This is a genomic window from Pseudomonas sp. GW821-FHT01C01, assembly GCF_059422645.1.
The window spans coordinates 15025-27320 of sequence record NZ_JBWKXF010000070.1; the positions used below are offsets into that span (position 1 = coordinate 15025).

The window sequence follows — 12296 nt, forward strand, 5'->3', positions numbered from 1 at the left end:
CTGAACAGGATGATTGATGAGGGTGATAGAGCCGCCAAACACCAACCTGTAGGAGCTGGCTTGCCAGCGAAAGCGGTGTGTCAGGCATGCCGCGGTGCTGCATTCGCCAGCAAGCCGGCTCCTACAGGGCATGGCAAAAAAAATGGGCGCCGATGAGGGCGCCCATTTTTTACAGTGACTGCATCGCTATTTAGCCGATGGTCATCAAGCTGGCGTTACCACCCGCCGCAGCGGTGTTGACGCTCAGTGCACGTTCGATCACCAGGCGTTCCAGCGCAATGTTGGTTTCGCCCTGCGACAGGCCCTGAACCCCAACAATCGCACCGGCACGCTTGGCCACCTGCTGGCACAGCGCACGCAACTGGTCGGAATGGCCGTGATGCAGAACCGCATCAAATACCACTTCGTCCTTGTTCCAGTCGGAAACCAGCTTGATGCGTGCCTGAATATCCTTCGGCAGACGTGCGAACAATGCCTTGGTCAAGTCAGTTTCCGGCCAGACTGCAGAGCCGCCGACAGCCAATACCGCCGCCAGTTGAGTCAGCAGGTCGCCTTCGACTTCCGCCAGGCACAGCACGTGTTCCCGTGGCAGGATCGCGTAGCTGTTGCGCTCGCCGGTCGGGCCGGCCAGAACGCGGGTGATCCCGCTTTGCGATTGTGCGGCGAACTGCACACACAGCGTGCTCAGGTCGGCGAACTTGTTGCTGTCGGCCCAGGCTTTCAGTGCGGTCAGCGGCTTGCTCATGGCGTCGCGCAGACGAACGTCCGGTGCCGCGGCGGCATCACCGCGAGCGAAGGATTGTTCGATCGCATCCGCAGGGCGCGTCGACAGCAGACGGTACAGGTACAGCGGGCCACCGGCTTTCGGGCCGGTACCCGACAGGCCTTCGCCGCCGAACGGCTGCACGCCGACCACGGCACCGACGATGTTGCGGTTCACGTAGACGTTACCGGCGTTGACGTTGTCGATCACTTTGGCGATGGTTTCGTCGATGCGGGTGTGTACGCCCAGCGTCAGGCCATAGCCGGAAGCGTTGATCTGACCGATCAGTTGATCGATGTCTTTGCGCTTGTAGCGAACCACGTGCAGCACCGGGCCGAAGATCTCTCGCTGCAACTCGTCGAAGCTTTCCAGTTCGATCAGCGTCGGCATCACGAAGGTACCGCGTTTGACTTCTTCGGCGTCGGCGATGGCCACCTGGTACACGCTGCGACCCTTGTCGCGCATGGCCTGGATGTGTTTCTCGATGCCGGCCTTGGCTTCGGCGTCGATCACCGGGCCGATGTCCACGGACAGGCGCTCAGGGTTGCCGAGACGGCTTTCAGCCATCGCGCCCTTGAGCATTTCGATGACGCGGTCGGCGGAATCTTCCTGCAAGCACAGGACGCGCAGGGCCGAGCAACGCTGGCCGGCACTGTCGAACGCCGAGGAAACCACGTCGATCACCACTTGTTCGGTCAGGGCCGAAGAGTCGACGATCATCGCGTTCTGGCCGCCGGTTTCGGCGATCAGTGGAATCGGACGACCCTGGCTGTCCAGACGGCCGGCGATGTTGCGTTGCAGCAAGCGCGCGACTTCAGTGGAGCCGGTGAACATCACGCCTTTAACGCGCTCATCACCCACCAGGCCGGCACCGACGGTTTCACCGCGACCCGGCAGCAGTTGCAGCACGCCTTGCGGAATGCCGGCTTCGAGCAGCAGGCGCACGGCTTGAGCGGCAACCAGCGGCGTTTGCTCCGCCGGCTTGGCCAATACCGGGTTACCGGCCGCCAGGGCAGCAGCCACCTGGCCACTGAAGATCGCCAGCGGGAAGTTCCACGGGCTGATGCACACGACTGGACCCAGCGGACGGTGAGCGTCGTTGGTGAAATCGTTGCGTGCCTGCACCGCGTAGTAACGCAGGAAGTCCACGGCTTCACGCACTTCGGCGATGGCGTTGGCGAAGGTCTTGCCGGCTTCGCGAGCCAGCAGGCCCATCAGTGGCTGGATCTCGGCTTCCATCAGATCGGCGGCACGTTCCAGGATTGCGGCGCGCTCGGCGGGCGGCGTGGCCTGCCAGATCGGTGCGGCGTTGAGGGCGCACTGGATCGCGTTGTCGACGTCGTCGACGGTGGCTTCTTGCACGTGGCCGACCACGTCACGCAGGTCGGACGGGTTCAAAACCTGCGCCGGGGCTTCGTTGCTGGACGCGCAACCGAGCATCGGCGCAGCTTTCCAGTGGTTGTGCGCGGTCGCGAGAAGCGCGCAGGACAGCGATGCCAAACGATGTTCGTTGGCCATGTCGATGCCGCTGGAGTTGGCGCGTTCGGAACCGTACAGATCACGCGGCAGAGGAATGCGCGGGTGCGGCAGGCCGAAACCACCTTCCACGGTCGCCATCTGCTCGATGCTCGCCACCGGATCGGCCACCAGTTCCTGAATCGAAATCGACTGGTCGGCAATGCGGTTGACGAACGAGGTGTTCGCGCCGTTTTCCAGCAGGCGACGTACCAGGTAAGCCAGCAGGGTTTCGTGGGTGCCAACCGGAGCGTACACGCGGCACGGACGGTTCAGCTTGCCTTCGGAAACCTTGCCTACAACCTGTTCGTACAGCGGTTCACCCATGCCATGCAGGCACTGGAACTCGTACTGACCCGGGTAATAGTTCTGACCGGCAATGTGATAAATGGCCGACAGGGTGTGGGCGTTGTGCGTGGCGAACTGTGGGTAGATGACTTCCGGCACCGACAGCAGTTTGCGGGCGCAAGCGATGTAGGACACGTCGGTGTACACCTTGCGGGTGTAGACCGGGTAGCCTTCCAGGCCTTCGACCTGGGCGCGCTTGATTTCGCTGTCCCAGTACGCGCCTTTCACCAGGCGGATCATCAGGCGATGACGGCTGCGACGGGCCAGGTCGATCACGTAGTCGATCACATACGGGCAACGCTTCTGGTAAGCCTGGATCACGAAACCGATGCCGTTCCAGCCGGTCAGTTGCGGCTCGAAGCACAGGCGTTCGAGCAGATCCAGCGACAGCTCGAGGCGGTCGGCTTCTTCGGCGTCGATGTTCAGGCCGATGTCGTATTGCTTGGCCAGCAGGGTCAGCGACAGCAGGCGTGGGTACAGCTCATCCATCACGCGCTCGTACTGCGCGCGGCTGTAACGCGGGTGCAGGGCGGACAGCTTGATGGAAATGCCCGGGCCTTCATAAATCCCGCGACCGTGGGAGGCTTTGCCGATCGAGTGGATGGCTTGTTCGTACGAGGCCAGGTACTTCTGCGCGTCGTGCTCGGTGAGTGCGGCTTCACCCAGCATGTCGTAGGAATAACGGAAGCCCTTGGCTTCGAACTTGCTGGCATTGGCCAGGGCTTCGGCGATGGTTTCGCCGGTCACGAACTGCTCGCCCATCAGGCGCATGGCCATGTCGACGCCCTTGCGGATCATCGGCTCGCCGCTCTTGCCGATGATGCGGCTTAGCGATGAAGTCAGGCCGGCTTCGTTGTGGGTGGCGACCAGTTTGCCGGTCAGCAGCAGACCCCAGGTGGCGGCGTTGACGAACAACGACGGACTGTTGCCCAGGTGCGGCTGCCAGTTGCCGGTGCTGATCTTGTCGCGGATCAGCGCATCGCGGGTGCCTTTGTCCGGGATGCGCAGCAGCGCTTCGGCCAGGCACATCAGCGCCACGCCTTCCTGGGACGACAGGGAGAATTCCTGCAACAGGCCCTGAACGATACCGGCACGACCGCCAGCGCTCTTCTGGTTGCGCAGTTTTTCAGCAATCGAGGCAGCGAGCTTGTTGGTGGCTTCGGCCATCGGAGCCGGCAGACGCGCCTGCTCGATCAGCATCGGCACGACTTCCGGCTCAGGGCGACGGTAGGCGGCGGTGATCGATGCACGCAGTACCGATTGCGGCAGGATGCTTTCGGCGAATTCGAGGAAGCACTGGTGGGCGTGATCCAGAGGCGCGTCGACGGTGTCGTCGGAATCCTTGGTCAAGCCACTCAGCTCAGTCAGGGTTGCACCACCCTCGAGTTTTTCCAGGTAATTGAAGATTGCCTGCTTGATCAGCCAGTGCGGCGTGCGATCAATCGAGGTTGCGGCGGCCTTGAGGCGTTCGCGGGTCGGGTCGTCAAGTTTGACCCCAAGGGTGGTGGTAGCCATGTTTTTATCCTCATGTTTGCCACGACGGCGTGGCATCAGCTGGCGGCAAGATTAGCCGTGCGACTGCTGAGGTGCAACCGGGTGCAACCCTTTTTTTGTCGGAATAATACGCAGCTCGTCAGGAAATAAATTCTGGTACGGCGGTGCCGCATTTGCTTGGTGCTTTTCCAGTGGGTAACCACATGTTCTTGCTCCGAAAAGGAGCAAAAACACCGGTTTGAAGTTTATTTCCGATTAGGTGCAACTTATTCTCAAGAAACTGGTTGCACCTTATTTGCTTTGTTGAATAGCATTCGCGCCCAAGGTGCAACCCGGGCAAAATCCGGGTGCTCCGGCTGATGGCTTTCCTGGGGAAACATCAGTCATAAATGCGCGGGATCCCGGATCGTTTGTCAAACGCATGCGTTTGCCAGCGGTTCACCAGCCGCCGCTACATAAAAACAAAGCCAGGGCGTCACTTAATGAGCGTAAGCAATCCAACCCTGATCACGTTCGTGATCTACATCGCAGCAATGGTGCTGATCGGCTTGATGGCCTATCGCTCCACCAACAACCTTTCCGACTACATTCTGGGCGGCCGTAGCCTGGGCAGCGTCGTGACCGCACTGTCCGCCGGTGCCTCCGACATGAGTGGCTGGTTGTTGATGGGTTTGCCCGGCGCAATCTACATGTCCGGTCTTTCCGAAAGCTGGATCGCCATCGGCCTGATCGTTGGTGCCTACCTGAACTGGCTGTTCGTCGCTGGCCGTCTGCGTGTGCAGACCGAGCACAACGGTGATGCACTGACCCTGCCGGACTACTTCGCCAGCCGTTTCGAAGACAAGAGCGGCCTGCTGCGGATCATCTCTGCGGTGGTGATCCTGGTGTTCTTCACCATCTATTGCGCTTCCGGCATCGTGGCCGGCGCCCGTCTGTTCGAAAGCACCTTCGGCATGTCCTACGAGACTGCGCTGTGGGCCGGTGCCGCGGCGACGATTGCCTACACCTTCGTAGGCGGTTTCCTGGCCGTGAGCTGGACCGATACCGTACAAGCCACCCTGATGATCTTCGCGCTGATCCTGACGCCGATCATCGTGCTGCTGGCCACCGGTGGTGTCGATACCACTTTCCTGGCGATCGAAGCGCAAGATCCAGGCAACTTCGACATGCTCAAGGGCACAACCTTCATCGGCATCATCTCGCTGATGGGCTGGGGCCTGGGCTACTTCGGTCAACCGCACATCCTGGCGCGCTTCATGGCGGCGGATTCGGTCAAATCGATTGCCAATGCACGTCGCATCTCCATGACCTGGATGATCCTGTGCCTGGGCGGCACCGTCGCTGTAGGTTTCTTCGGTATCGCTTACTTTTCGGCCAACCCGGCCGTGGCCATGCCAGTGAGCGAGAACCACGAACGTGTGTTCATCGAACTGGCCAAAATCCTGTTCAACCCATGGATCGCCGGTGTACTGCTGTCGGCCATTCTGGCCGCGGTGATGAGCACCCTGAGCTGCCAGTTGCTGGTGTGCTCGAGTGCGCTGACCGAAGACTTTTACAAAACCTTCCTGCGTAAATCGGCTTCGCAGCTGGAACTGGTCTGGGTCGGTCGTGCCATGGTGTTGTTGGTGGCCTTGATTGCTATCGCTCTGGCGGCCAACCCGGAAAACCGTGTACTGGGTCTGGTGAGCTACGCCTGGGCTGGCTTCGGTGCTGCATTCGGTCCGGTCGTGCTGATCTCCGTGATCTGGAAAGACATGACCCGCGACGGCGCACTGGCCGGTATCCTGGTCGGCGCGATCACCGTGATCGTCTGGAAACACTTCGAGCTGCTGGGCCTGTACGAAATCATCCCTGGTTTCATCTTCGCCAGCCTGGCGATCTACATCGTCAGCAAGATGGGCGCGCCGACTGCCGGTATGTTCCAGCGTTTTGCTGCCGCTGAGGCCGATTACCGCTTGAACAAGTGATGGGGATGAGCTGAAGCTCTGACCTTTCGCCGAACAAAAAAAACGGCCCGTCTCCTACAAGAGACGGGCCGTTTTTTTGTGCCTTCTGAAAATACATAACCCTGTAGGAGCGAGCTTGCTCGCGAAAGCGGTGGCACAGTCAATGTTGATGGTGACTGACAATCCACCTTCGCGAGCAAGCTCGCTCCTACAGGGTGTGGGGGGGCTTTTTGTGAGGTTGTCTGTAGCCGGATAAACCGTTTTCTGAAGGTAAATGCTTCAGGGAAAGTAGGGTAATTCTGATTTTCCTGCACCCCGGTCTGCCCCCCTTGTCGCTCATGCAGAATCGCCCGCCATCGTTCTGCAGAGACACATCGGATGTTCGCCCCTGCTAACCAGCCACGATTCACCCTGAGCCTTGAAGGTGACCCCGACCATGACTTCAAGGTGCTTGAGTTCACGGGCCAGGAAGCCATCAGCCAACCCTACCGTTTTGAACTGGAACTGGTCAGCCAGCGAGCCAGTATCCCGCTCGAAAGTCTGCTGCATCGTCAGGCGTTTCTGCGTTTCGATGGGCAAGGTTCTGGTATTCACGGTCAGATTTTTCGGGTTGGCCTGGGAGAATCCGGCAGGCGTCTGACACGCTATCAGATCAGTCTGGTGCCACGGCTGAGCTACCTTGGCCGGCGCATCAACCAGCGAATTTTCCAGCACAAGCCGGTGCCGCAGATCATTGCCCAGGTCCTCAAGGACCACGGCATTCTCGAACACCTCCACTTCAAGTTCCTGCTCAGCGGCCAATACCCCGAGCGCGAGTACTGCGTGCAATACGCCGAAAGCGATCTGGCTTTTATCCAGCGGCTGTGTGCCGAGATCGGTATCCACTATCACTTCCAGCACAGCCCCGACGGGCATCTGCTGATGTTTGGTGATGACCAGACGATTTTTCCCCGGCTGACCGAGTCGTCGCTGTATCTGCCGGGCAGCGGTATGGCGACCGAAACGCCGGTCATCAAACGCTTCGATGTGAACCTGCAAGCTGGCACCACCCTGGTTACTCGCCGGGATTACGACTTTCACAAGCCGCGCCTGCTACTCGAAAGTGGCGTCGACAACAAGCAACAACCGGTCCTGGAGGACTACCACTTTCCCGGCCAATTCACCGACCGTAAAAGTGGCAGCCATCTGGCTCAGCGGGCATTGGAGCGACACAACGTCGATAGCTGCCAGGCCGAAGGCGGCAGCGACGTTTCGGGCTTGGTCAGCGGGCATTTTCTGCGTCTGGCCGAGCACCCGCATGAGGCCTGGAATGACTTGTGGCTGATCACGCAAATCGAGCACCGCGGACGTCAGCCGCAGGTGCTGGAGGAATCGGCCCCCAGTGATGCGGGCAATTTCCAGGGCTATCGCAATACCTTTCTGGCCACGCCGTGGGATGTGTTCTATCGCCCGCCCTTGATCGAGAAACCTCACGCCTCGGGTTATCACTGCGCCGTGGTCACCGGCCCCAAGGACAGCGAGATTCATTGCGACGAGTACGGCCGGGTCAAGGTCCAGCTGCGATGGGATCGAGACGGTCAGTTGAATGAGCACTCCAGTTGCTGGCTGCGGGTTGCTACGGGTTGGGCCCACGACCGTTATGGCAGCGTGCTGATCCCGCGTGTCGGCATGGAAGTGCTGGTGGGTTTCATGCATGGCGATGCCGATAAACCGCTGGTCATGGCCTGTGCGCCCAATGCCTCTACCTCGCCGCCCCTGAACCTGCCCGCCGACAAGACCCGCAGCATTTTCCGCAGCCAAAGCAGCCCCGGTGGCGGTGGCTACAACGAGTTACGCATCGAGGACCGCAAAGGCGCCGAGGAAATCTACCTGCGCGCCCAGCGCGACTGGAGTCAGGACGTGTTGCAGGACATGCATGTCCAGGTCGGCAACCAGCGCAGCGTGATCATCGGCAGCGCCGAGGGACAGGCATCCAGCGATAGCCTTCATGTCCATGGCGACCTGAAAGTCCGCGTCATCAACCATGCCTTGGGCGCGAGCGAGCAAGTCCATGTCAGCGCGGGGCAGCAGATTGTCATCGACGGTGGCCTCAATACCTCGATTCAGTCGGGCGGGCACTGGATCAACATCGGCCCGGCGGGAATTTTCAGCAGCGTACCGATTCAGGTGGGCGGCGCGCCGATGCCGACGATGGGCACCACGACCGTTCAACGAAAACTCGAAGCCCTCAGTTTCGCGCAGGTTCTGAGCCTGAAAAGCGACGCGCCGTTCTGCGAGGAATGTGCACGTTGCAAGGAAGGTGTCTGTGCCGCCTGACGTCATCTCGCCCTGCGCCTGGCTGGAACTTCAGCCGCTCAAACCGGGCGAACAGTTGTTTGCCGTTTTCAGCAACACCAGCAGTGCTGAACCCTTCAAGGCGTGGCAGCGTTCCAGCCCGACTCAGGCTCCACGGCCGATTTGGGCCGATACCGTGTATGCCGAGTGGGAGCCCGTCATGCCCTATGTCGGAATCGTCGCTTCCGACAGTGAGTTTTTGCACTGGGTCGCTGACACGGCGTCCCGCGATTGGGGTTGGCTGGCGGTTTCTGCTGCCAGCCAAGAGGTGCTTGTCGAGCATGTGTGCAGCCTCACGCAAGTACTGCTGCCCAACGCAAACACGATGTTTTTTCGCTTCTGGGATGGGCGTTTTCTGCTGCCGATTCTGCAATCTGCCGAGGTCAACGCGGCGCAATTGATGCCGGTCATCGGGCGCTGCCTGATCAATGGGCAGCCGCTGGACCTTGGCGGCACTGCATTGAAAACCTCCAAGACTTTTCCATGGTGGGAAGTCCCCGAAGCGCTGCTGAAAACCCTCGCCGTTGAGTCTGCCGCAGCTCGTCTCAGCAACCTGCTGAAGTGGCTGAGCGAGGACCGCCCGGATTTGTTCGAAGCGTTTTCCGAGAGCGTTTTGCGAAGCAAGGTCTCGACGTTTCTGCAAACCCCCGACCTGCCTGACGCGCCCAAAGCGGCGTTGGTGGAGTACCTGGTGGCGGAGTTGAGCTGATGGATCAGATCGCCCGCGTCGAGCAGGAGCTCGACGCCTTCCCCGACACCCTGAGCCTGTACCGCGAACAGCTCGGCCGCTTCCTCAACCGCCGCGCCGACCAGGTCAGCCACGCCCTGGACTTGCCGTCGCTGATGGGCATGGAGCGGGTGATCAAGCTCGGCGATACCAGCAAGATTGTCAGCACGGGCGACGATGATTTTTTCTCGACGGTGGCGCAGTGCCCGGCCAACGGGATTCTGCTGATCGAGAGCCAGTTCGAGTCGGTGTACGACATTCCGCTGGGCAACATTCAGGTTGAGGTGGTGGCGCGGGAGGGCGGTGAACGGACGCGGGTCACGCTGGATGAGCAGGGCAAGGGGCAGTTCAAGGGCACACCGGGCAAGTCCTATTGGGTGCACGTGCAGAGCGCAGTCACCCCGGCGCAGGTGAGTGAGCTGTTCAAATCCTACGACGGGCTGAGCGGGCAGCTGGAGGCCTGGTTGCGGGGGGAGTGGCAAGGCTTCAAACCGCGGTGGCCGTCGTCGTCCTCGGCGGCGCTCGGCAATGGTTTGCTGGCCGGCAGTTGGGCGGCGCTGGTCGGGGTGTGGGACCGCGTCGGCGAACTGTCGGCGATATTGCAGGACCCGCGCCGGTTCGCTGAGCAGTTGGGTGATGGCGCCCGTCAGTTGGCCAAGCTGGCGCAAGAAACACCCGAAGCGATGGCCCGCCTGCAGCTGCTGGCCAGTGACGAGGCGGTGCTGTGTCTGCTGTTGCGCACCACCAGCCTGTGGCTGGAGATGCTGCCGCCGAGTGTCATGGCCGGCGCCACCGCCGAATCGCTGTCGAGATTTGTCGTGGAGCTGCTGATCGACCTGCTGATCGGCGTGGTCCTGACGTTCGCTGCTGCCGGGGCGGGCGTGGCCTATCTGTCGATGCGCCTGGCGCGGCATGGCGCGCAATTGCTGAGTGTCGTGCTGGGCTTCGTCAAAGCGATCTTTGGCCTCGTCAGCCAGTTCATCGGTTATGTCGACCGCTACAAAACCGTCGCTGCTCGCGGTGTCGCAGCAGGCCTGAAAAAAGGCCGGATGCAATTGCGCTGGCAGGCCAAGCGCAACACCACGCTCAAGCCCAACGAACACCACGACGACGCTTCGGTTCAGGCGAAAAACCCCAACGGCGACAGCGCCGACACCGTTGAGCGCACCGCGACGAATAAATGCCCGGTGTCGATGGTCACCGGCGAAGAGCTGCTGACCCTGACCGACGGCACGCTCGACGGCATCCTGCCGTTCGACTTCACCCGCCTGTACCGCACCAGCGCCGTCGAGCTCGACAGTGGCCTCGGCTTTGGCTGGAGCCATTCACTGTCGCAGCACCTGGAGCTCGACGGCGAGCAGCTGATCTGGGTCGATCACGAAAACCGTCGCACGCCGTTTCCGCGGCCGACGCGTGAGCGGCCGGTTATCCACAATAGCCTGTCGCGGTCGGCGATCTACCTCGGCGAGGTGCCGGACGAACTGATCCTCGCCCTGGCCGGCGAGACCCCGCGCTTTTACCACTTCCGCGACGGCCGGCTGACGGCGATCAGCGACGCCTACGGCAATCGGCTGAGCCTGCGCCGCGATTACCGGGACCGTGTCGAACGCCTGGACAACGGCGCCGGCCGTTCGTTGTACTTGCGTTACGAGCACCAGCACCTGATGGCCATCGACTATCAGGTGCAGCAACGGGCCGACAACGAAGCGCGGTCCTGGCGTACCGAGCAGACCCTGGTGACTTACCGCTACGACGCCCGCCAGCGGCTGATCGAAGCGAGCAACGCCGCCGGGGAAAGAGAGCGCTACGACTACGACGAACAGCACGTCATCCTGCAACGGCAACTGGCCGGCGGCGCGAGTTTTTTCTGGGCCTGGGAACGGTCCGGTAAGGCCGCCAGATGTATCCGCCATTGGGCCTCGTTTGCGCAGATGGAAGCGCGTTACGTCTGGGACGACCACGGCAGCGTCACCGTGCAGAACAGTGACGGCAGCCGCGAGCTGTATCAGCACGATGCGCGTGCACGGCTGGTGCGTCGGGTCGGCCTGGACGGTGGCGAGCAGCACCAGGCCTACGACGACCAGGGGCGGCTGATCGCCGAGCAGGACGCCCTCGGCGCCGTCACCGAATACCGTTATGACGAGGTCGGCCGGCTGATCGCGCGGCTGCCGCCGGACGAGGCGCCGACGGCCTACGAATACCGCCACGGTTTCCTCCATGCCCACACCCGCGGTGACGCGACCTGGACCTATGCGCGCAACGCCCAGGGCGACGTCAGCGCCGTCACCGACCCCGACGGGCAGATCACTCGCTACTTCTACGACCCGCAGGGGCGGCTGCTGACTGTCCGCTACCCGGACCAGAGCGGCCATCATTTCGTCTGGAACGGCTTGGGGCAACTGCTCGAAGAGACCTTGCCGGATGGCGGTCAGCGGGCCTTTGCCTACGACGCCCTGGGGCGGCGGATCAGCGTTCAAGACGAACACGGCGGCGTTACCGCGTATGCGTGGGACGCTGTTGGCCGCCTGATCCAGACGATTTTCCCTACCGGTGCGCGCCGCAGTTATGCCTACAACGCCTACGGCCAGGTCACCGCCGAAACCGACGAACTGGGGAGAGTCACCCGTTACGAATACGCCGACGATTTGCATCGGGTCAGCCGCCGCATCAACCCCGACGGCAGCACGCTGAATTACCGCTACGACCACGCGCAACTGCGGCTCACCGCGATCGACAACGAGGTCGGCGCCACCTACCGGCTGGACTACACCCCCGGTGGCTTGATCCGCGAGGAAACCGGCTTTGACGGTCGGCGCACCGCGTATGCCTACGACGGCAATGGCCAGTTGCTGGAGAAAACCGAATTCGGCGACGACGGTTCTTCACTGGTCACCCAGTACCAACGCGATGCGGCGGGACGCCTGCGGGTCAAAACCCTGCCGGACGGGGTCAAGGTCGCCTACCGCTACGACACCCTCGGGCGCCTGCTCAGCGTCGACGACGGCCAGGACCACCCGCTGGAGTTCGAATACGACCGCCAGGACCGGCTGATCACCGAACACCAGGGCTGGGGCACCCTGCGTTACGCCTAAGACAGCGGCGGCCGGCTCAAGCGCCTGCGCCTGCCCGATGGCTGCGTGCTGGATTACCACCACGCCGAAGGGGGTGC

Annotated in this window: 4 protein-coding genes and 1 pseudogene; 4 read left to right on the top strand and 1 reads right to left on the bottom strand. The window is 61.8% G+C overall.

Going from position 1 to position 12296, the window contains the following annotated elements; translation table 11 throughout:
• Nucleotides 1-190 precede the first annotated feature (190 nt).
• Nucleotides 191-4141 (bottom strand): trifunctional transcriptional regulator/proline dehydrogenase/L-glutamate gamma-semialdehyde dehydrogenase, encoded by a 3951-nt coding sequence (putA, locus tag AC07XF_RS26715; protein WP_495028892.1) that lies wholly within the window; start codon nt 4139-4141, stop codon nt 191-193.
• 461 nt (nt 4142-4602) lie between these two features.
• Between putA and putP the strand changes: the two genes are divergently transcribed.
• From putP to AC07XF_RS26735, 4 genes and pseudogenes are all read left to right on the top strand, one after another.
• Nucleotides 4603-6087 carry a sodium/proline symporter PutP gene (gene putP / locus AC07XF_RS26720; protein WP_495028893.1) on the top strand — a complete coding sequence of 495 codons (1485 nt, stop codon included), beginning with the start codon at nt 4603-4605 and terminating at the stop codon, nt 6085-6087.
• A gap of 357 nt (nt 6088-6444) precedes the next feature.
• On the top strand, nt 6445-8382 hold the full coding sequence (locus tag AC07XF_RS26725) for a type VI secretion system Vgr family protein (protein WP_495028894.1): 1938 nt from the start codon (nt 6445-6447) through the stop codon (nt 8380-8382).
• On the top strand, nt 8372-9109 hold the full coding sequence (locus tag AC07XF_RS26730; protein ID WP_495028895.1) for a DUF4123 domain-containing protein: 738 nt from the start codon (nt 8372-8374) through the stop codon (nt 9107-9109). The genes AC07XF_RS26725 and AC07XF_RS26730 overlap by 11 nt, the downstream gene beginning before the upstream one ends.
• A pseudogene (locus AC07XF_RS26735) lies at nt 9109-12296 on the top strand (DUF6531 domain-containing protein); the annotation flags it as partial. The gene AC07XF_RS26730 and the pseudogene AC07XF_RS26735, both read left to right, overlap by 1 nt.